Here is a 20,923-nt window from a genome sequence, read left to right as displayed (position 1 = left end):
TTGAATCGGGAAACGGAGAGACCCATGGTCCGGACCACGGTAATTGGCGCGTGCCCCCACGATTGCCCGGACACCTGCTCCATCCTGACCACGGTCGAGGATGGCAAGGCCATCGCCGTCCGCGGCAATCCCGATCATCCGTTCACGCGCGGACGGCTCTGCGTGAAGGTCAACAACTATGAGGAACGCGTCTACAGCGACAAGCGCATCCTCCATCCCCTGAAGCGGGTCGGCCCGAAAGGCTCCAGGCAGTTTCAACGGATCTCCTGGGACGAGGCGATCGAGACCATCGCATCGCGCTGGAAGTCGATCATTGCCGAGCACGGCGCGCAGGCGATCCTGCCCTACAGCTATCTGGGCACGCAGGGCATCATCAACGGGCTGAACGTCGGCGATCCGCTCTTCAACAAGTTAGGGGCGACGGTTCTGGAACGCACGTTCTGCGATTCCGCGTCATGCACGGCGTACATGATGACGATCGGGCACACGCCGGGCGTCGATCCCGAAAGCTTCGTGCACTCGAAATACATCATCCTGTGGGCCTGCAACACACTGAGCACGAACTCGCATCACTGGCCGTTCATCGAGCAGGCGAAGAAGGCCGGCGCCAAGCTCGTGGTGATCGATCCCGTGCGGACCCGCACGGCGCGCCTCGCCGACTGGCATATCCCGATCCGGCCCGGCACCGACGCTGCGCTCGCACTCGCGATGATCCACGTCATCATCAAGGAGAATCTCGTCGATCGCGATTACGTCGACAAGCACACCGTCGGATATGATGAGCTGGCGGAGCGGGTGTCGAGCTACACCCCCGAATTCGCGTCGCAGGAAACCGGCATTCCCGTTGACGACATCGTCAAGCTGGCCAGGGAATTTGCGACCACGCCGCCGGCCGTCGTGCGCATCGGCGTCGCAGTCGAGCGGCATGCCGGCGGCGGCCAGACCGTGCGCGCGATCGCCTGCCTTCCGGGATTGATCGGCGCGTGGAAGCATGTCGGTGGCGGCCTGCTCCAGCTTCCGATCTGGGCATTCCCGGTCAGATGGGACGTGCTGATGCGCCCCGATCTGCAGCCCGAGAAGATGCGCGTGCTCAATTCCTGGCGCCTCGGAGCGGCGTTGACCGGCGAACTCGGCTTCGACCCGCCGATCAAGTCGCTGCTCGTCTACAACGCCAATCCGATGGCGATGGTGACCGAACAGGGCAAGCTCGAAAAGGGGTTGGAACGCGAGGATCTCTTCACCATCGTCAGCGAACACTTCCTGACCGACACCGCAAAATATGCCGACATCGTTCTGCCCGCGACCACCCAGCTCGAGCAGAAGGACATCATGTTCTCCTGGGGACATCTCTATTTGTCCTACAACAATCAGGCGATCGAGCCGCTCGGCGAAGCCGTTCCCAACACCGAGCTGTTCCGCCGGCTCGCGCGCGCGATGGGCATCACCGACCCGGCCTTCTTCCGGACCGACGACGAGATCATCGAAGGCTCGCTGGACTGGAGCAGTCCGGTCCTCGAGGGCATCACGCTCGATGACGTCAAGGCCAAAGGCTATGCGCGCCTCAACATGCCGGCACCTGCGGACTGGGCGCCGCATCGCGATGGCAATTTTCCGACCGCGTCGGGCAAGTGCGAATTCAAGTCGACGATCGCCGGCGGCGGCAACTTCGTGGTGCCGCTGTTCCGCCAAGGCTACAATGGCGACCAGGACGGCGCGCTGGTTGATCCCCTGCCCCACTACATCCCGCCGAACGAGAACGCGCGCACGGCACCCGCGCTCGCAACGCGCTACCCGCTCAGCCTGATCTCGCCGAAGAGCCACGCCTTCCTGAATTCGAACTACGGCAACCTGCCGGCCCAGACGGCCCAGGCCGGCGAGGAACAAGCGGTGCTTCTCAATCCGGACGATGCGGCACAACGCGGGATCGTCGCGGGTGCGCCGATTCGCGTGTTCAACGATCGCGGCGCGTTCGAGGCTTTTGCGACCGTTTCATCCGACATCATGCCGGGCGTCGTGGTGGCTCCGTCCGGCTACTGGCAGCGCTCCAATCGCAAGGGCGCGACGGTGCACGCGCTGACGCCGCCCGCGTTCGCCGATCTCGGCCGGGCCCCGACCTTCTCCGACATCCTCGTTCAGGTCAGCGGAGCCTGACGATGACGTATGTGGTCACCGACAATTGCCGCGGATGCCGGTACACGGAATGCGTCACCGTCTGCCCCGTGGAGTGTTTCCATGTCGACGACGCCATGACCTATATCGACCCGGAGAATTGCATCGACTGCGGCGGCTGCGCGCCGGCCTGCCCGGTCGGCGCGATCGAGCCCGACTATCGCTTGCCTGCGGACAAGAAGTTCTGGATCGACGTCAACCGCAAACGCGCCGCCGAAACCCCTGTCCTCAGCGCGCGCCTGCCCCCTTTGCCAGGCGCCGATGAACGCAGGCAGGCGCTGGGCCGATGACGGCCCCGGCTGAAAGCGCACGCCGCGTCGCCATCGTCGGCAGCGGACCGAGCGGCTTCTATACAACTGAGGCGTTGTTGCGCTCGGGCACAGCGGTCGCCGTCGATATGTTCGAACGGCTTCCGGTGCCGTATGGGCTGGTGCGGTTCGGCGTTGCGCCCGACCATCCCAAGCTCAAGCAGGTCACGACGGCCTTCGACCGCATCGCCGCCATGCCAGGCTTTCGCTTCATCGGCGGCGTTGCGGTCGGAGACGACGTCACGGTCGACGAGCTGCGCGAGGCCTATGACGCTGTCGTGCTCGCGACGGGCGCCGAACTGAGCCGGGCGCTCGACATCCCCGGCGAGGCACTGCCGGGCAGCCACAGTGCCGGCGATTTCGTCGCGTGGTACAACGGGCATCCCGATTTCCGCGATCGCCAGCTCGATTTTGACCATGAGGCGGCGATCGTGATCGGCCATGGCAACGTCGCGCTCGACGTTGCGCGCATTCTTGCCAAGACCGCTGACGAGCTGCGCCAGACCGATATCACGCGCCATGCGCTCGAGGCTTTGGCGGAAAGCCGGATTCGCACCGTCTACGTCGTCGGCCGCGGCGGGCCGGCGCAGGCCAAATTCACTGCGAAGGAATTGCGCGACTTTCTCGAATTGAGTGCATGCGACCCGTCGGTCGAGGGGCGCGACGTTGCAGCAGATGAATTCGAGCCGCGACGTCCCGATGATCCAGAGCTGGCCGAAAAGCTGTCACTGCTGCGCACGTTCTCGCAGGCGGCAACCACGAAGCCGCGGCGCTGTGTTTTTCGATTTGGCCTGTCGCCCGTCGCAATCAACGGACGCGGTCGCCTGGAGACGATCTCGTTCAGGGACCGGTCGGGCACTGTGGAGAACATCGCGTGCGGCCTCTCGTTCAGCAGCGTCGGCCGCAGGACGGCGCCTGTCGCCGGTGTTCCCTATGACGCGCATCGCGGAGTCCATGCGAACATCGACGGACGCGTCGCGATCGGTGATTCCCTGCTCGAGGGTCTCTATGCCTGCGGATGGAGCAAGCGCGGACCGAGTGGCACGATCGGCACCAATCGCGGCTGCGGGATTGCGACGGCTGAGGCCGTTCTTGCGGATCTAGCCCATCGACGGCCGCGCTCGGATAGTCCCGATGCGCTGCTTGCGCGGCTCTCCAGCCGCGTCGCGCGCATCGTGAGCTATCCGGATTGGACCACGGTCGACGCGGCCGAGAAACGCTGGGGAGCCCTGCTCGGCAAGCCCCGGGAGAAATTCGTCACGATCCCGGACATGCTTGCCGCGATGGATGCGTGACCCCGAACGGGCCGCAGGCCCCAGAGCGGGGCGGCGCCTACTCCTGATCGACGAGATCGTCCTCGAGGATCGCCATCTGGAACTGGAACGAGCGATCATCGTCCTCGTCATCGACGAACAGCACGCCGATGAACTCCTCGCCGATATAGACTTCGGCGGAATCGTCCTTCTTCGGCCGCGGCACGACACGAATCTTGGGATTGCCGAACACGCGCTTCAGATACGCGTCGAGCTTCCTCACTTCTTTGACGTCCACGGCAAGTCTCCAATCGAAATCTAACGTGGCGGGGTTTTAGGACGAGACGCGACGAACCGCCAGCATGAATTCCCAAAGAATTCTGGGGACGATCGGGGCCGGAAGGCAAGGCCCCGATTCAAATCGAACCAGGATCAAAGTCCCATGGCGTTGATCATCTGGTCCATGGTGCGCGACGGCTCGGCGCAACCGGCCTCGCCGACGATCTTGGCGGGAACGCCGGCAACGGTGACGTTGTGCGGCACGGGCTTGACCACGACCGAGCCGGCCGCGATGCGCGCGCAATGGCCCACCTCGATATTGCCGAGGATCTTTGCGCCGGCACCGATCATGACGCCGTGACGGATTTTCGGATGGCGGTCCTCGTTCTCCTTGCCGGTGCCGCCGAGCGTGACGCCATGCAGGATCGAGACGTCGTCCTCGATGAGCGCGGTCTCGCCGCAGACGAAGCCGGTGGCGTGGTCGAGGAAGATGCCGCGGCCGATGCGCGCGGCGGGATTGATGTCGGTCTGGAAGACGGCGGAGGCGCGGCTCTGGAGATAATACGCAAAGTCCTTGCGGCCCTTCTTATAGAGCCAGTGCGCGAGACGATGGGTCTGGATCGCGTGAAAGCCCTTGAAGTAGAGCAAGGGATCGATGAAGCGGGAGGTCGCAGGGTCGCGGTCGTAGACCGCGACGAGATCAGCGCGGAAGGCGTTGCCGAGATCGGGCTCGTCGCGCAGCGCCTCGTTATAGGTCTGGCGCACGAGATCGCCCGACAGCGAGGCATGATCGAGCCGATCGGCCAACCGGTGCACGACCGAATCTTCCAACCGACTGTGATGCAGCACAGTCGAATAGATGAAGGTCGCAAGCTCGGGCTCGCGCTGGACGATGTCTTCGGCCTCGCCCCGGATCCGATCCCAGATCGGATCGAGCGCTGCGAGCTTTCCTGCCGGATTGACCTGATGCATTGCCATGGCGTGCTCTCGAAATTCGCTCGTTTCGTTTGACCTATAGCACAGTCTAGCGTGCCCTGTCCTTGCAGGCTTGCCTGAGAGCGAACACGGAGTTACCCACGACACCCCCTCAAAGCCTTGAATCAAAAGGATTTCTTCTGACGTCCCACACGACGAGGTCGGCTCAAAGTGGTCAGAGTTCTGCCAAATTCAAGCCGGGCAGCGTCAAACTATTGGTGAATTCTGTCTCAACGGTTATTGCGGGCATGGTCGAGAGACGACGGAGACGATTTGAGCATTACGACCGACATTCTGCGCGCCCGCGCCGCGGGGTCCTTGTGGCTGCGGCTCGTCGCCGTCGCCCTGCCCCTCCTCCTGATCGCGCCGGCGTTCTGGAACGGATACCCCCTGCTTCAGTGGGACACTGGCGGCTATCTGGCGCGCTGGTATGAGGGCTATCTGGTCCCGAGCCGCTCGACGGTGTTCGGGCTCTATCTGCATTTGGGCGAGAGCTCGAGCTTCTGGCTCAACCTCGCCGTCCAGTCGCTGGCAACGCTGTGGCTGCTGCAACTGACGCTCCGCGTGCTCGGCCTGATGCAGACCTCCCGCTTCGTCGCGATCAGCCTGGTCCTGATCCTGTCGACCGCGCTGCCGTGGCTTGCCAGCATGCTGCTCACCGACATCTTCGCCGGGCTTTCGGTGCTGTCGCTGTTCATCCTGGTGGTCGCGGGCAACCGGATCTCCGGCATTGAAAAAATCTCGCTGTTCGCCTTCACCGCCTTTGCCGCAGCGACCCACAGCGCGACGCTCGGCGTCCTGTTCGGGCTTTGCGCCGCCGGCTGGTTGGTGCGGCCGCTGCTCGGCAAGCGCCTTCCCCTTGCAGGGCTTGCGCAAGGCAGCCTGACCATCGTCGCCGGCGGGGCCATGCTGATCATGGCGAACCACGCGCTGTCGGGCCAATGGGCCTGGACGCCGGGCGGCTATGGCGTCGCTTTCGGCCGCATGATGCAGGACGGCATCGTGGCGAGGTTTCTGGGCGATCACTGCCCGCGCGAGAGTTTCAAGCTCTGCCCCTACCGCAACGAATTGCCGGCGACCGCGGACGAGTTTCTGTGGGGCAAAAGCATGTTCAACACGCTGGGCCGCTTCGAGGGGATGAACGACGAGATGAGCTACATCGTCGTGCATTCGCTCGCCGACTATCCGGCCTGGCACGCGGGCGCAGCGCTCCGTGCGATGGGCCAGCAATTGCTGCATGTCGCGACCGGCGAAGGCACCAATGGCTGGATCCCCCACACCTACGGCATCATCGAGCGCTACATCCCCTCGCAGATCGTCCCGATGCGCGCGGCGCGGCAGCAGAACTGGAATCTTGATTTCGATTACGTCAACTGGCTGCACGTGCCGGTCGCGCTCGCCTCGATGCTGGCACTCCTCACCCTGCTCGGCCATGCGCTGGCAAGCCGACGGCTCGATGATCTGACGCTGCTCGCAACGACCGTGACGCTGGCACTGCTCGGCAACGCCTTGATCTGCGCCGTCATCTCCGGCCCCCACGACCGCTACGGCGCACGGATGGTGTGGCTTGCGACCTTCGTCGTGCTGACGGCGCTGGCGCGCGCCTTCGGCAGGGACGAGCCGGCAGACGACGCCTTAGCCGCGGCGTGACAGGAAGTCGATCACGCCGGTCTTGTAGACCTTGTCACCGACCGCGCGCATGTGATCGCGGTTCGGGATATCAAGCACTTCCGAACCGGGAATGATCTTTCCCAACTCTGAGGCTGAGCCCGCGACATCATCGGTAGTGCCGACGGCGATCAGGACCGGCACGTCGATGCATGCGGCTTCCTCCCTCTTCATCAGATCGCGGGTGCCGCGCAGGCACGCCGCGAGCGCCTGGCGGTCTGAGCGGGTTTGATCGGCGAACGCGCGAAAGGTGCGTCCGACGGGATCGGTGACGTCGTCGAGCGAGGGTGCTTCCAGCGCCTCGGCCACGTTCTCGCCGGGCCCGGTGCCCTCGATCAGGCCGCCGATGCCGATGCCGCCGAGGATCGCCGAGCGCAGGCGCTGCGGCTCGTTGAGACCGAGCCAGGCGGTCATCCGCCCGCCCATCGAATATCCCATCATGTCGGCCTGCGGGATGCCGAGATGGTCCATCAGCGCAAGTACATCGCCGGCCATGACCGGAATGGAATATTGCGCGGGATCGTAGAGTTTTGCGCTCTCGCCATGGCCACGATTGTCCAGCGCAAGCACGCGGCGGCCGTTCTTGCGCAATTCCGAGACCCAGGTCGGATAGACCCAGTTCACGTTCTTGCTCGAGGCAAAGCCGTGCACCAGGATGATCGGGTCACCCTCGCCTTCGTCGAGATAGGCAATTTCGACTGCGCCGTTGTGAAAGCTCGGCATCAACATAAGTCCGCGTCTGTTGGGGAGAGGGTGATATTAGGCCGCGGCTTCGCCGCCCGCCAGCGCAAGTTGCGCCCGGCGCAGCCGCCGCGCCCGCCTGCGGTCACACCAGGCCTGCGTCAGCCGCTCGGTGGTGGCCTTGATCGAGGACAGGACGCCGAACAGTGTCACCAGCGCGCCGAACAGCCACAGTGCAAGATCGAACGCACCGGTCGCAAGTAGCAGCGCACCGCGGCCGAGCAGCTTCATGATCGCGCGGGTCTTGCCGCCTTGGGCCTCGGCGAGCCGCGCCGCACGCGCAACGTCCTTCGGCCCCTCGGCGACGCGCAGCGTATCGAGCGCGCCGCGGGTGCCCGCCTTTTCGGTAACGCGGGCAACGTCCTTGCCGAGCCTGACCAGTGCGCCAGCCTTTTCGACCCGGAAAGCGGCCTTGATCGCGCTCGCGGTTTCGCCCGGCCGCAGCACCGAACCGGTGGCGACCGCGTTCTGGAGCATCGGCATGTCCACCACCTCGCGCGCGGAGCGGCCGGCCCATGCCGCGAGCCCCTCGCCGAGCCGCCCGACCTTGCGGGCGTCCTTCACCAGCGACAGGCCGGCGCGCACCGGCGCCGCACCGCCGACCGAGACATAGGTCGCCGCCGTCACCGCAAGTCCTGCCGCGGCGAGCCCGAGTACGAGGCGGTCGGTCTCCTCGCCCATGGCCAGATGCTTGCCCTCGCGCACGATGTCCCTGACATCACCGATCACGAAGAGATCGCCGGCCACCGTCCCGGAAAGGCTCGCGACGTCGTCGGCATTGCCGGTGACGAGACCGGTGGCAAAACGTTTGGCGAAATGCGAGGTGGAGTTTTCCTCCCGCACGGCGTCGTTGACCCGGCTCAAGAGGTCGTCAGGCAGCGCGATGCTGCGATCGCGCGCGAGCTCGACGAAGCTGTTCGCAAGATCGGCGTCGCGGGCTGCGAGCGCCGCTTCGATATTGTCCTGAACAAGCGCGGCGTTCTCGCCCGGTGTATTCTTGCCCAGAAGGGAATCAAGCTTCAGCTCCGACAGCACGGCCGGATCGTCTTTCGCCGCCAGAACAGCACCCGCCTCGCGCGCATGTGGCACGACCTGCACGAGTACAACGCTGCATGCCACGAGGGTGGTCAACGCGGTGCTGATTCGCAGCCACTTCATGCTCAAGCCTGGATGCCTGCCTGGAAATTCGTTTGGGAATTCGCCTGCCGCCCGGATTTTCGTTCGTCCACAGACATAGTATGCCAGATTTGCGACACAACGGCCCCGACGAAAGAAGGGCTTCTCTGAAGCGACAAGATTGTGTCGAATTTGCATGAGCAAATGAGCATGGGGCAGTTGCAACCTTTTGGTTCCACTGGGCTAGCAATCATCTGCACCCACCAGTATGGTCCGCGGCGTTCAAAGATGCCGCGTCAGTTTTGATTGTGTCTGCCGCCATTGCCACTCCAGGATGAGTTCCGATGTCCGACCATGTCGTCCCGCACTTCCACAACGATGCCGGTGTCCCCGTCATCGAAATCGGCTCGCAGGAGTTCATGTGCGTCGGCGCCAACCCTCCGTTCGACCATCCGCACGTCTTCCTTGATCTCGGCAACGACAACGAGATCATCTGCCCCTATTGCTCCACGCTGTACCGCCTCGCGACCGACCTGAAGGCCGGCGAGGCGCGCCCGCCCGAATGCGTGCTGAAGGACAAGGTGGCCTGACCGGCGGCATCCGCTAAGGGGTGGCCGTCTCCCGAACGATCATCATTGCCGGTGCCGGAATCGGAGGATTGACGGCCGCGCTCGCGCTTGCCGCCAAGGGCTTTCGCGTCGTCGTGCTGGAGAAGACCGAGCGGCTGGAGGAAGTCGGCGCCGGCCTGCAATTGTCGCCCAATGCGAGCCGCATCCTGGTCGACCTCGGGCTGCAGGACCGGCTCGGCTCGCGCGCGGTGACGCCGGAGGCGGTCAGCATCATGAGCACGCGCGCCGGCGGCGAGCTGATGCGCCTGCCGCTGGGTGCGGCGGCCGCCGAGCGCGCCGGCGCTCCCTATTGGGTGGTGCACCGGGCCGATCTGCAGGCAGCACTCGCCGCCGCGGTCGCTGACCATCCTGATATCGATTTGCGGCTGGGTGGGACTTTCGAGGACGTCGCCGCGCACGCCAAGGGACTCTCCGTCGTCTATCGCAGCGGCACGTTGCGCCGGAGCGAAGTGGCAAGCGCGCTGATCGGCGCCGACGGCGTCTGGTCCACAGTACGCCAGCATCTGTTTCCGGACGTAGCACCTCGCTTCTCCGGCCTGATCGCCTGGCGCGGCACGTTCGAGGCGACGCAGCTGCCGAAGGAGTATGCCTCGCGCCGCGTGCAGCTCTGGATGGGGCCGAACGCCCATCTCGTCGCCTATCCGATCACAGGCGGACACCAGATCAACGTCGTGGCGGTCGTGCCCGGCACCTGGAACAGACCGGGCTGGAGCACGCCCGGCGATCACCGCGAGGTGATGGACGCCTTCGCGGCGCCACGCTGGCCAGGCCCGGCGCGGATGATGCTCACCGCGGTCGACAGCTGGCGCAAATGGGCGCTGTTCACGCTGCCCGAGGGCGTCGCGTGGAGCAAAGGCGCGATTGCGCTGGTCGGCGACGCCGTGCATGCGATGCTGCCCTTCGCCGCGCAGGGAGCAGGAATGGCGATCGAGGACGCGGCCGTGCTCGCCGAGCACCTGAGCGGCAACGCCACCGAGAGCGCAGCCAGTATCGCCGCCGCGCTGGCGCGTTATGGCCGGGCGCGCGAGAACCGCGTGAAGCGCGTGCAGCGGACCGCGCGGCAGCAGGGCCGCATCTACCACCTCGCAGGCCCTCTCGCGCTGGCGCGCGATCTTGCGATCCGCACGCTCGGGCCGGAGCGCATGCTGGCGCGGCAGGACTGGATCTATCGCTGGCGCGCGTGAAAACGCGACGCTGACTTCAGTGAACGGCGCTGCCGGACTTCGAGCCAGGTGCCGGCTTTGCCCCAGGCTTGGCGGCGGTCGGGGCTACGGGCGGCGCTGGCGGGGGCGTCGGCTCCATGTCGCTGTCGCGGCACTTGTTGCGGCGCCAGTTCTCTTCCACAAGCTTCTGCTGCCCGCGCAGGGAGATATAGTCGTTGCGGTAGGCCAACTCCGAGACCACCGCGCCGCCGGTGCCCGTCTCCGCCTTCGCCATCAGCTTCTCCAGGTCCTCGACGCGCTTGGCGAGGCTCTTGCGCTCGGGGCCGAGCTGCTTGCAGTCCCAGAGCTCGTATTTGCCGGGATCGACGAAGGCCGGGCTGATGGCGTCGCTCACGCCGGCACAGCCGGAGAGCACAGCGCCCAGCGACAGCAGCGCGACCAGCGCAAGCGCGCGACGGCGGCGGTTCAGAATCGAAACAGACATGCCGGATTGGTAGTCCCCGTAGATTGACATTGCCTAAAGCAGCCAGAGATGTCCGGATTGAGGCTTGGCCTCATATCCCGGATTGAGGCTTGAGCGGATTGAGGCTTTGCCTTGTGCGGCCGGCTCGCTTAAGGAAGGGCACCCCTCGCCCCGTCCGGGTCCCAAGCCAGGCGGCCAGCAAGGGCTTTAAGTGTTTGATCCCGTTGGATCAAGCGGGCATGGCGGAATTGGTAGACGCAAGGGACTTAAAATCCCTCGGTGCGCAAGCGCTGTGCCGGTTCGACCCCGGCTGCCCGCACCATCACAGGCGCACTTCCGATGCCAAAGGCCCGGCGCGGCGCACCAGGCCCTTGTCTCTCGCGTTCTCGTCAGGCGCGCCGTCCTCAGACCTCGCCGATATACCGCAGCATGTCCCACAGCGTGATGGTGGGCGCGTTGGGCTTGACGACGGAGGTCCAGCCGCTGGCATTGGCGACAGAGCTCTGGTCGTCGTCGAGGATGCCGAAGAAGACTTCGAGCACGATGCGGCCGCCGACCGGGCCGAGCTGGGTGCCGGCGTTGGAATCCTTGTCGGCGACCTTGACGCCGTCCTCGATCTTCATGTCGAACGTGCCGTCGGCCTTGGCGAGGCAGGCCTGGGCTTCGGCCAGCACGTAGAGCCAGAGCGGTGTGCTGTCTTCTAGCTTGCTTGCGTCCGCACTTGGCATTTCTGGCATGTCCTTGAACGACAAGAGGCGCTCGCCGAATACCAGAGGCGGCTGGCTGCTCACGCCGAGCACTGCGGCGACATCCTGGCCCGAGGGCAGCGAGAAATTATAGCCGCGCTTGAGGTTGCGCGCCGCGAGCGAGCGGAACAGCATGTCCTGTCCACCGATCCGCGGCGGCAACACCAGGAGCGGATTCACAAGGCTGGTGTCGATCTTGTAGCTGTATTGCAGGCGGTGTTTGTCGGGCCCGACGCCCACGCCGCCGACCTGTGAGGGGTTGTCGCCCTTGGTACCCGGCGCGAGCTGATCAGTGACGAACAGCGACCAGTCGATGCGGTGACTCTCCGGCAGGTCGCCGAAGCCGACCAGGCTTTCGGCGGCGTTGTCGGCGCCATCGAAGATGCGGCGCTGGAAATTCTCGTTGAGCCGGTAGGCGTTGCGGATGGCCGAATGGCCGTAGCGATAGGCAGCCCCCGTGAATTCCAGCGGCAGCGCGGTGCGATCGCCCTTCTTGTAGAGCTTGTAGGCCTCATCGCCGTTGGCTGCCCGGTCCTGGACGAAGCTGTCATAGACCGGCTTCTGCACGATGCGCTTGAGGAGGTCGGTGACGATGATCGTCTGGTAGGTGAAGCGGACCTCCTGCTGCGCCGTCTGGAACAGCGTTTGTCCGGTCAGGCCCTGCGACTTGAAGAACGCGATCATCGCATTGTGGAAGTGGATGAAGGCGAGCTGAAGCTGGCAGACGATGGAGTTCTCGTCATTGCGGGGATCGCCGATGATGGCGCGATGGCTGCCGGCATCATCAGGCTTATAGTAGATCGTCGAACGCGGCAGGTCGTAAGGCCGATCCATGTTGGTCGCGAGCCGCCCGTCCTCGTCATACATGAAGGGCGATGCGGACGGCCCGAGGCCGTAGAGGCAATCCATGTCGAGCCGCGGCGTGCGCACGTCGTTGGGGAAGCTCGACAGGCCTGGCGGGAGAGTTGCGAGCGTCGAGCGCGTGTCGAAGGTCAGGTCATGGTCGATGAACTGGCCGAGATAGGTGTAGGCCGCGGGCACGAAGGGATTTTCCTCGTCGTCCGGCGTATCGGAGGCATCGTCGAGGCCCTGGTCGATCGCCTTGGCGATGATGCTCACGATCGTGTCGGGATCGGAGAGCTGCAACGATTGATACGTGTCGCGCTTCAACAGGCGCATGAAGCTCGCTTCATCGGAACCCTGCCCGCCATGTCCGCCCTGCAACTGGTCGCTTTTCATTTTCATGTCCGACATTTCAACGCTCCTTCAAAATGGCTGTTTTGAATCAATTCGCGTTATCGTCGCGCCACGCCCCCATAAATCCATTGCGCAGCGGCTGGCGGCAGATCGCCCTCCAGTTGCAAATTGGTCTTTTAGCCATCCGTCCGGTTCAACGCGGCGCACGTGACGCGTCGATTTGATGCAACACGTGATCGCGCGCGCGACCTTTGCGGTGTTTGCCGATGAAGGATTGAGCAAATGGAACTGTAGCTAGGTTGTATATTTACTATTTCACAACTGCCACACGCCACTCGCGTGACGAGACCGTGATGGCTCAGGTGTGAAGTGCGTCACATGCGATCATCTTTCTCGCGAACGACGCGAACAGGCGCGCAGCTGGAAGGGCTATGTGGAGCCCGAATGGGTGCGGCCGGCCAACTCGAATGAAGCTGCAGCTCGCACGGAAGCTACGAGCTCGGCGATTTCGGACAAATGCTGGAGCGCTGGGAGAGCAGAGAACGGGACCGAAAACTGTGGGTCTCTTCCTGATAAGGCGTTAGCGCCCATAGCGCGGCACCATTGGCAGCCTAGGTCGCCCGGCCCAATTCACCATCTCCAAGCGGCGCCAATTCTTGCCGGATTCCTGCCCGCCTACCTGCCATCCCCAAATGTGGGTTGTGCAACGCAGCATGCCTACTAAGACAGCCTCTGCAAATGTAGAGGTAGCTTCCTTGTCCGACGTCAATGCCGACAGTTGGGTGTCCTCGGGACACCGCCCGATGGGGTTTCCGGAATTCGTGATCGTGATCGCCGCCATCATGGCGCTGAATCCGCTCGCGATGGACATGATGCTGCCCGCCCTGCCGAACATCGGGGCGGCTTTCCACATTCCCGTCGCCAATCATCTCCAGCTCGTGCTGTCGACGTTCCTGATCGGGTTCGGCGCGGGACAGTTCGTGATGGGGCCGTTGTCGGACCGGTTCGGCCGGCGGCCGGTGCTGCTCGGCGGCATGACGGTCTATGCGATCGCCAGCGTGCTCGCGGTCGCGGCGCCCTCGTTCGAGACGCTGCTGCTGGCGCGCGCGCTGCAAGGGCTCGGCACCTCGGCAACGCGGGTGATCGCGACCTCGATCGTGCGCGATTGCTATGTCGGCCGGCGCATGGCGAGCGTGATGTCGCTGGCAATGATGGTATTCATCGCCGTGCCCGTGATCGCGCCGTCATTTGGACAAGCGGTGCTGCTGGTGACGCATTGGCGCGGCATCTTCATCGTGCTGATGGCCTACGGCCTCCTGGCGCTCGGCTGGACCGTGCTGCGGCTGCCGGAGACCTTGCCCGAGAGCGAGCGCAAGTCCTTGGCGCCGCGCGACGTGCTCGACGCCTTCCGCCAGACCCTGACCAACCGGCAAACGCTCGGCTACGCGGTTGCCGCGGGCTTCGTCATCGGCTCGCTGTTCGCCTTCGTGTTCTGCGCGCAGCAGGTGTTCACCGGCATCTACCATCTCGGCCATTATTTTCCGCTCGCCTTCGCGGCGATCGCGGCCGGCACCGCCATTGCGGGCTTTGCCAATGCGCGGCTGGTCGGCCGCCTCGGCATGCGCGTGATCTCGCATGGCGCGCTGGTCGGCTATGCCCTCGTTGCCGGCCTCATGCTGCTCACCGCGATCCTGCACGTGCTGCCGCTGTGGCTGTTCATGGTGCTTTCGGCGCTGATGATGTTCTCGTTCGGCATGATGATCGCCAACTTCACCGCGCTCGCGATGGAGCCGCAGGGCCACATCGCCGGCACAGCGTCCTCGCTCTACGGCTCGATCACGACGCTGTTCGGCATCGTCGTCGGCATGACGATCGGCCAGAGTTTTGACGGAACATTGCTGCCGTTCTCGACCGGTTTCTTCCTGTGCACGCTGGCCGCGCTCGCGGTCGTCGCCGTGGTGGAGAAGGGCCGGCTGTTCCAGCCGCACCATCGCGCGGGCGCTTAAGTCGCGCGCAGGAACTTCCCTCTCCCCTCCATGTTGTCCTGCAGCAATGGAGTTACGACATGGAACCAGAGCGCAAGGATCAACGCGCGCACGACGTTGACGAGGTCGAGCAGGACGTCTCGGAACGAGAGGAGCCCACCCTGCCCTTCGCGAGCGAAGGCCTCGAGCAGGTGCGCGACACCCACTGTTGATGGAGCTTACTCTCGCGGCGCGCGCCTGCTCGCGCTGAAATCATCCGCGTTGCTGGCGGGCGGATTGTGCCCGTCATCATGCGGCGGCACGAGTAGCACGACGAGCTTGCGCGAGACGCCGCCCCGGCCGAGCAGCGCCGCCTGAAGACTGAATTCACGCCTGACGAAATCGCCGGCACGTGCCGAGGTCTGCTCCATCCAGCCGAGGCAATCGGGCTGGTCGTGGAAGCACAGCGCCGCCCAGCCGCGCTCGAGCGTGCTCTTGCGCGGCAAGCCCCACGTATATTGGTAGGCGAACGGCCGCGAATAATGCGGATGATCGGGGCTGTAGAAGGCGGTGGCAAAGGCCAGCGCATCGTCGCCGCTGACGGCCGAGAGTGGCACGCCGGTGAGATCGCGCCACTGCCGCGTGAGCTCGGCGGCCGCCTCGTGATAAAACTCCCTGCCCTCTTCGTAGCCGTGCGCGTTGCGGTAGGCGGCATGGATGGGCCCCACGACCACGAGCGCGACGAGGCTGACGCCGGCAACCAGCACCGTGGCATTGACGGCATAGAAGCGCTCGATCGGATAGCGCGTGCCGCACACGATCAGCACGACGAACAGGAACAGGCCCTGCAACGCCCATAGCGACGGCAGGTCTGTGCCCACGGCGAGCGAGGTCAACATCGGCAGGAGCAACGTACCGAGCGCGACGTAGAACAGCAGCTTCAATCCTGAATCCATCGCGACAAAGTCCGCCGGCAGGCGTTTCAGCCGGTGACCTGCAATCATTACCCAGGTGACTGCTGCCGCGCTCATCGCCGCAACGAGGCCGAGCGCAAATGACTTCACCTCGCCGATTGCCGTGACGAGGTCGGCATTGGCATGCGTCAGGGCGTAGGAGAAGGTCGGGGCCCCCGTAGTCGCGAGCCAGTGGAGATGCGGCGACAGAGCCAGAAGCCCCGTGACGGAAGAGATCCAGGGCGAGGCCGACATGAAATAAGCGCGGCACGCCGGATGCATCGCCGCGGCGAGCACGAAGCTCGCGACCAGGAAGACCGAATAGTATTTCCCGACCATCGCCAGCGCCGTCGCAAGACCCGCTGCAATGGCCCACCGCACCGCACGCGTCTCGAAGGCGCGCAGGAAGCAGAAGGTCGCGAGCGGCCAGGTCGCCAGCAGCACGCTATTGGCGTTGAAGCGCTGGGCGTGAAATTGGTAGGCCGGCGTCAGCATCAATAACAGCAGCACCAGAAGCCGCTTGTGCCGGCTCACGAAGCGGCGCGAAATCAGGTCGACGAACCACAGCGCCAGCGCGGCGTTGGCCATCGCCATCAACTGCATCGACCAGTCGCTCAACGCGAAGATCGCGGTCCAGGCGGCCGCCACCCACCCCATCAGCGGCGGATGTTTTGGATAACCCCAGGCAAAATGCCGACCCAGCGTCCAGGCCTCGAGCGTGTCTGGATGCAGGCCGGCGCCGAGATAGGCGATCACGAGATAGAGCGTCCAGACTGCGGTGAAGGCGGTGAGCAGCAGCGGCACGGCCCAGCCGGTCTCCACACCATCGAGCCAGCGCAGGAAGGGACGGCGCCAGCGCGCAGGCGCGTGGTCCGAGCGTTCGGCCATCGCCTGGAATGCAAAATCTATCGGCACGTCATTCAAATCGACGGAGGGGAAAAGAGGCGGAAGAGCGGCGCCATCTATTTCAGCCCTCGAAACAAATGGCAACAATCGAAGACTGGAAAAGTTAAAGGCGGTTGCCTGGCCCAATACGCGGATCACGACGAAAATGGCCGGGTACAAAGTACCCGGCCATCATCGTCAAATCGTCAGGCGGCCTGCCGCCTATTCGGACTTGTCCACGTTCCACCACACTGGCGTCGCCGGGCCATCGAGCACGCCGGTGAGCGACTTGCGCCAGGAGCTCGGCGCCAGATACTGCCCGAGCGGGACGTAAATCACCTGATCGTAGGCTTCCTTCTGGATCTCAGTGGCGATCTTCTTCTGCTCGTCGAGCGAGGGGGCGCGCACGAAAGCGTCCTTGAGTTGCTCGATCTTGGCGTCTTCCGCCCAGCCGAACCAGCCCTTCTTGCCCAGGCCGCCGATCGAGAGATTGGCGATCGGGTTGGAGACGTCGGCAGACACCCAGTTGGTGAAGAACATGTTCCAGCCGCCCTCCTTCGGCGGCTTCTGGCTGGCGCGGCGGCTCACCACGGTCTGCCAGTCGGTCGCCTGGAGGTCGACCTTGAAGCCGGCCTCGCGGAGCTGCTGCGCCGCCACGATCGGCTGCGCCTTCAGCGTGATCACGTCGCCGGGCGCCATGATCACGACAGGCGTGCCGTCATAGCCGGATTCGGCGAGCGCCTTCTTGGCTTCCGCCAGGCCACCGCCCTTGACCAGCGTCTCGGAGCCGACGTCGGTTGCGAACGGCGTGTCGCAGATGAAGAAGGCGCCGCACACCTTGTAGTATTTGGGATTGCCGACCAGCGCGTCCAGCACGTCCTTCTGGCTCATCGCCAGCAGCGCTGCGCGCCGCACCTTCGGATTGTCGAAGGGCGGATAGAGAAAGTTCATGCGGCCGAGCGTCTGGTAGCCGAACTTGTTCAGCACCTCGATCTTCAAATCGCTGTTGGCCTCGAGCACCGGCAGCATGTCCCACGGAATGTTTTCCATGAAGTCGATGTCGCCCGATTGCAGCGCGTTCACCGCAGTCTGCGAGTCCGGCATCGTGACCCACTCGACGCGGTCGACCTTCACCACCTTGCCGCCGGCCGTCCAGCTCGACGGCTCCTTGCGCGGCACATAGTCCTTGTTCTTCTCGTAGACCGCCTTCACACCCGGCTGAAATTCAGCCTGCACGAATTTGAAGGGGCCCGAGCCGATCTGCTCGGGGATCTGCTTGTCGGCTGGTGTCTCGGCGAGGCGCTTTGGCATCATGAAGGCGACGCGCGAAGACGGCTTGCCGATGGAGTCGAGCACGAGGCCGTACGGTTCCTTGAGCTTCAGCGTGATGGTCTTGGCGTCGGTCGCCTCCAGGCTGGCTGTGAAGTCCATCAGCTTCTGGCCCATGCCGTCGACCTTGGCCCAGCGTTGCAGCGAGGCGACGCAGTCTTCGGCGGTCACGGGCGTGCCGTCATGCCACTTCAAGCCGTCGCGCAGCGTGAAGGTATAGGTGAGCTTGTCGTCGGAGATCTTCCAGTCCGCCATCTGCGGCTGGATCTTGAAATTCGAATCGGTCGCGATCAACGTGTCGTAAACCATGTAGCCATGGTCGCGCGTGATGTAGGCGGTGGTGAAGATCGGATCGATGATCCTGAGGTCGGAGTGCATCACCGCCGTGATGGTCTTGCCGGCGGCAAGCACCGGCGGGGCCAGTGCCGTGAGCGCGACAGCCGACAGCGCAAGTTTGGAGACGATTGCGCGGCGTCCCCGGCGCATGAAGTGGAACATCGAAGTTTCTCCTGACGTGAAACTGGTCAAAGGCAGGTTATTGGTTGAGCATTCGGATCGTTCCTTAGGCGAACCAACCTCATGCAATGCCTTTATCTTTTCGAGACTTGCAGAGAGCATCGAAAGCGTCAATCCGCTTTCGCTGCATGCCCATGCCGGCGCGCGCACGGGCTCCGCCCTTGCGCGTTTGGTTCTACAACGCGTCACGCCGATCGTTTCCCGACGCGCAGCGATGCGCGCCCCACGCGTTGCGAAGCCTGAAGAGACCGCCCATGAATCCAGCCAATCTCCCCTTTGATTCCGAGGCCATGCTGCAGGGCCTGCGCGCATGGGTTGAATGCGAGAGCCCGACCTGGGACGCGGTTGCCGTAAACCGCATGCTCGACCTCGCCGCGCGCGACATGGCGATCATGGGCGCGACGATCGAGCGCATCGCTGGACGGCAGGGTTTTGGCGGCGTCGTACGCGCGCGCTTTCCGCATCCAAAGCAAGGCGAGCCCGGCATCCTGATCGCCGGGCACATGGACACCGTGCATCCCGTCGGCACCATCGAGAAGCTGAGATGGCGGCGCGAGGGCAACAAATGCTACGGCCCCGGCATCTTCGACATGAAGGGCGGCAACTACCTCTCGCTCGAGGCTATCAGGCAGCTGGCCCGCGCCTCGTTCGCGACGCCGCTGCCGATCACGGTGCTGTTCACGCCGGATGAAGAAGTCGGCACGCCGTCGACCCGCGACATCATCGAGGCGGAGGCGGCGCGCAACAAATATGTGCTGGTGCCCGAGCCCGGCCGGCCCGACAACGGCGTCGTCACCGGGCGCTACGCGATCGCGCGCTTCAACCTCGAAGCGACGGGGCGGCCAAGCCATGCCGGCGCCACGCTCTCCTCGGGCCGTTCCGCGATACGGGAAATGGCGCGGCAGATCCTTGCGATCGACGCGATGACCACGGAGGATTGCACCTTCTCGGTCGGCATCGTGCATGGCGGACAATGGGTCAATTGCGTCGCCACCACCTGCACCGGCGAGGCGCTCTCCATGGCCAAGCGCCAGGCCGACCTCGACCGCGGCGTCGAGAAGATGCTGGCGCTGTCCGGCACAACCAATGATGTCGGCTTCAAGGTGACGCGCGGCGTCACGCGGCCGGTCTGGGAACCCGATACCGGGACCATGGCGCTGTACGAGAAGGCGCGCGGGATTGCCCGCGAGCTCGGCGCGGAGCTGCCGCATGCCAGCGCCGGTGGCGGCTCCGATGGCAACTTCACCGGAGCGATGGGGATTCCGACCCTTGACGGCCTGGGCGTGCGCGGCGCCAATGCCCACACGCTCGACGAGCACATCGAGGTCGATAGCCTCGCCGAGCGCGGGCGGTTGATGGCTGGGCTATTGGCCACGCTGGAATGAATTGAACAGTGTCATTCCGGGGCGCGTCGAGGACGCGAACCCGGAATCTCGAGATTCCGGGCTCGATGCTTCGCATCGCCCCGGAATGACAGTGTAAGCGTCTCGCAAAACGCGTTGGCTGCATCGCAAAAAGCGCGGTCCGGATGGCACGGGAATTGCTGAATTCTTGGGCTTACGGCAGAACCATGCCATGATGGTGCGTGCTGCCGGTTGACTCTAATCTGACGGATCCAACTTGCTCGGATATCTCGTTCGCCGCATCCTCGCCGCCGTTCCCGTGATGGGCGTGGTCGCGCTCTTCGTCTTCCTCCTGCTCCGGCTTACCCCGGGCGATCCCGCCGCGATTCTCGCCGGCGACAACGCGACGCCAGAGCGGCTCGAGCGCATCCGCGCCTCGCTCGGCCTCAACGAGCCGTTGATCGTGCAATTCATCACCTGGATCAACAAGCTCCTGCACGGCGATCTCGGGACGTCGCTGATTTCGAACCTGCCGGTGCTGAAGATGATCGGCCAGCGCGTCGAGCCGTCGATCTCGATCGCACTCTCCACCATCATCCTCGCCGTCGTCGTCGCGGTGCCGCTCGGCGTGATCGCGGCGTGGAAGCACGGCACCTGGATCGACCGCTTCGTGATGGGCCTGTCGGTGCTCGGCTTCTCCGTGCCGGTGTTCGTGGTCGGCTACGTCCTGATCGAGATCTTCGCGATCGACCTGCGCTGGGTGCCGGTGCAGGGCTTCAAGAGCATCACGGCCGGTTTCGGACCGTTCTTCGAGCGCATCATCCTTCCGACCTGCGCGCTCTCCTTCATCTATATCGCGCTGATCGCGCGCATGACGCGGGCGGCAATGCTCGACGTACTCGGCGAAGACTATGTGCGCACCGCGCGCGCCAAGGGCATCAGCGAGGTCGCGGTCATGATGCGGCATGCGCTGCGCAATGCCGCCGTTCCCGTGATCACCGTGATCGGCACCGGCTTTGCGCTTCTGATCTCAGGCGTCGTCGTCACCGAAAGCGTGTTCAACATTCCCGGCATCGGCCGCCTCACGGTGGATGCGGTGCTGGCGCGCGACTATCCGGTGATCCAGGCGATGATCCTGCTCACGTCACTGATCTACGTCGTCGTCAATCTTCTGATCGACGTCGCCTACACGCTCCTTGATCCGCGGATCAGGTACTGAGGATCAA

The 20,923-nt window shown here is 64.5% G+C and carries 19 protein-coding genes and 1 tRNA gene; 12 read left to right on the top strand and 8 right to left on the bottom strand.

Going from position 1 to position 20,923, the window contains the following annotated elements:
• The first annotated feature begins 24 nt into the window (after window positions 1-24).
• The 3 genes from NLN62_RS34720 to NLN62_RS34710 are packed head-to-tail and all read left to right on the top strand — an operon-like array spanning window position 25 to window position 3,772.
• Complete coding sequence (locus NLN62_RS34720) at window positions 25-2,151, top strand: molybdopterin-dependent oxidoreductase (RefSeq protein ID WP_254111770.1); 2,127 nt, start codon at window positions 25-27, stop codon at window positions 2,149-2,151.
• A gap of 2 nt (window positions 2,152-2,153) precedes the next feature.
• The gene (locus tag NLN62_RS34715; protein ID WP_027526439.1) at window positions 2,154-2,459 is read left to right on the top strand and encodes a ferredoxin family protein; all 306 of its coding nucleotides are present in this window, start codon (window positions 2,154-2,156) and stop codon (window positions 2,457-2,459) included.
• A complete protein-coding gene (locus tag NLN62_RS34710; RefSeq protein WP_254111769.1) occupies window positions 2,456-3,772 on the top strand; it encodes an FAD-dependent oxidoreductase in 1,317 nt (438 codons plus the stop codon). Before NLN62_RS34715 ends, NLN62_RS34710 begins: the two co-directional genes overlap by 4 nt.
• 37 nt (window positions 3,773-3,809) lie before the next feature.
• Here the strand turns inward: NLN62_RS34710 and NLN62_RS34705 are convergent, their stop codons facing one another.
• Window positions 3,810-4,028 carry a DUF3126 family protein gene (locus NLN62_RS34705; RefSeq protein WP_007602550.1) on the bottom strand — a complete coding sequence of 73 codons (219 nt, stop codon included), beginning with the start codon at window positions 4,026-4,028 and terminating at the stop codon, window positions 3,810-3,812.
• Between the two features lie 134 nt (window positions 4,029-4,162).
• Window positions 4,163-4,987 carry a serine O-acetyltransferase gene (gene cysE / locus NLN62_RS34700; RefSeq protein WP_254111768.1) on the bottom strand — a complete coding sequence of 275 codons (825 nt, stop codon included), beginning with the start codon at window positions 4,985-4,987 and terminating at the stop codon, window positions 4,163-4,165.
• Window positions 4,988-5,257: 270 nt separating this feature from the next.
• Here cysE and NLN62_RS34695 point away from each other — a divergent pair, with 270 nt between their 5' ends.
• A complete protein-coding gene (locus tag NLN62_RS34695; RefSeq protein ID WP_254111767.1) occupies window positions 5,258-6,634 on the top strand; it encodes a hypothetical protein in 1,377 nt (458 codons plus the stop codon).
• Here the strand turns inward: NLN62_RS34695 and NLN62_RS34690 are convergent.
• Together NLN62_RS34690 and NLN62_RS34685 are read right to left on the bottom strand one after the other, a co-directional pair.
• Window positions 6,620-7,375: an alpha/beta fold hydrolase gene (locus tag NLN62_RS34690; protein ID WP_254111766.1), complete on the bottom strand. Its 756-nt coding sequence runs from the start codon at window positions 7,373-7,375 to the stop codon at window positions 6,620-6,622. The two genes, NLN62_RS34695 and NLN62_RS34690, sit on opposite strands and share 15 nt — an antisense overlap.
• Before the next feature lie 36 nt (window positions 7,376-7,411).
• Window positions 7,412-8,551: a hypothetical protein gene (locus NLN62_RS34685; protein ID WP_254111765.1), complete on the bottom strand. Its 1,140-nt coding sequence runs from the start codon at window positions 8,549-8,551 to the stop codon at window positions 7,412-7,414.
• Window positions 8,552-8,853: 302 nt separating this feature from the next.
• Between NLN62_RS34685 and NLN62_RS34680 the strand changes: the two genes are divergently transcribed.
• Window positions 8,854-9,099, top strand: a complete 246-nt coding sequence (locus NLN62_RS34680) for a zinc-finger domain-containing protein (protein WP_027526433.1) — start codon at window positions 8,854-8,856, stop codon at window positions 9,097-9,099.
• A gap of 20 nt (window positions 9,100-9,119) precedes the next feature.
• Window positions 9,120-10,322, top strand: coding sequence for an FAD-dependent monooxygenase (locus NLN62_RS34675; protein ID WP_254111764.1), 1,203 nt, complete (start codon window positions 9,120-9,122; stop codon window positions 10,320-10,322).
• Window positions 10,323-10,338: 16 nt separating this feature from the next.
• Here NLN62_RS34675 and NLN62_RS34670 read toward each other — a convergent pair whose 3' ends face one another.
• Window positions 10,339-10,785 carry a twin-arginine translocation pathway signal gene (locus NLN62_RS34670; RefSeq protein ID WP_254111763.1) on the bottom strand — a complete coding sequence of 149 codons (447 nt, stop codon included), beginning with the start codon at window positions 10,783-10,785 and terminating at the stop codon, window positions 10,339-10,341.
• A gap of 212 nt (window positions 10,786-10,997) precedes the next feature.
• Here NLN62_RS34670 and NLN62_RS34665 point away from each other — a divergent pair.
• A tRNA-Leu gene (locus NLN62_RS34665) sits at window positions 10,998-11,086 on the top strand.
• An 82-nt stretch (window positions 11,087-11,168) separates the two neighbouring features.
• Here NLN62_RS34665 and NLN62_RS34660 read toward each other — a convergent pair.
• Window positions 11,169-12,764, bottom strand: coding sequence for a peroxidase family protein (locus NLN62_RS34660; RefSeq protein ID WP_254111762.1), 1,596 nt, complete (start codon window positions 12,762-12,764; stop codon window positions 11,169-11,171).
• Between the two features lie 698 nt (window positions 12,765-13,462).
• On the opposite strand from NLN62_RS34660, the gene NLN62_RS34655 reads away from it, so the two are divergent.
• The gene (locus tag NLN62_RS34655) at window positions 13,463-14,713 is read left to right on the top strand and encodes a multidrug effflux MFS transporter (RefSeq protein WP_254111761.1); all 1,251 of its coding nucleotides are present in this window, start codon (window positions 13,463-13,465) and stop codon (window positions 14,711-14,713) included.
• Window positions 14,714-14,772: 59 nt separating this feature from the next.
• On the top strand, window positions 14,773-14,904 hold the full coding sequence (locus NLN62_RS53055; RefSeq protein WP_256375318.1) for a hypothetical protein: 132 nt from the start codon (window positions 14,773-14,775) through the stop codon (window positions 14,902-14,904).
• A 6-nt stretch (window positions 14,905-14,910) separates the two neighbouring features.
• Here NLN62_RS53055 and NLN62_RS34650 read toward each other — a convergent pair whose 3' ends face one another.
• Together NLN62_RS34650 and NLN62_RS34645 are read right to left on the bottom strand one after the other, a co-directional pair.
• Window positions 14,911-16,512: a glycosyltransferase family 39 protein gene (locus tag NLN62_RS34650; protein WP_254111760.1), complete on the bottom strand. Its 1,602-nt coding sequence runs from the start codon at window positions 16,510-16,512 to the stop codon at window positions 14,911-14,913.
• Window positions 16,513-16,731: 219 nt separating this feature from the next.
• The gene (locus NLN62_RS34645; RefSeq protein ID WP_254111759.1) at window positions 16,732-18,336 is read right to left on the bottom strand and encodes an ABC transporter substrate-binding protein; all 1,605 of its coding nucleotides are present in this window, start codon (window positions 18,334-18,336) and stop codon (window positions 16,732-16,734) included.
• On the opposite strand from NLN62_RS34645, the gene NLN62_RS34640 reads away from it, so the two are divergent.
• The 3 genes from NLN62_RS34640 (at window position 18,323) to NLN62_RS34630 (ending at window position 20,916) form a co-directional block, all read left to right on the top strand.
• Window positions 18,323-18,634: a hypothetical protein gene (locus NLN62_RS34640; protein ID WP_254111758.1), complete on the top strand. Its 312-nt coding sequence runs from the start codon at window positions 18,323-18,325 to the stop codon at window positions 18,632-18,634. The genes NLN62_RS34645 and NLN62_RS34640 overlap by 14 nt on opposite strands.
• Window positions 18,609-19,739: a M20/M25/M40 family metallo-hydrolase gene (locus NLN62_RS34635; RefSeq protein WP_254111757.1), complete on the top strand. Its 1,131-nt coding sequence runs from the start codon at window positions 18,609-18,611 to the stop codon at window positions 19,737-19,739. Before NLN62_RS34640 ends, NLN62_RS34635 begins: the two co-directional genes overlap by 26 nt.
• A 235-nt stretch (window positions 19,740-19,974) precedes the next feature.
• On the top strand, window positions 19,975-20,916 hold the full coding sequence (locus NLN62_RS34630; protein ID WP_027526424.1) for an ABC transporter permease: 942 nt from the start codon (window positions 19,975-19,977) through the stop codon (window positions 20,914-20,916).
• Window positions 20,917-20,923 lie beyond the last annotated feature (7 nt).

Origin of the sequence: Bradyrhizobium sp. CCGUVB23 (assembly GCF_024199885.1) — a bacterium.
In the GTDB taxonomy this organism is placed as follows: domain Bacteria; phylum Pseudomonadota; class Alphaproteobacteria; order Rhizobiales; family Xanthobacteraceae; genus Bradyrhizobium.
Note: the sequence above shows the minus strand (reverse complement) of the source record. Positions and strands in the feature narration are given on the sequence as shown.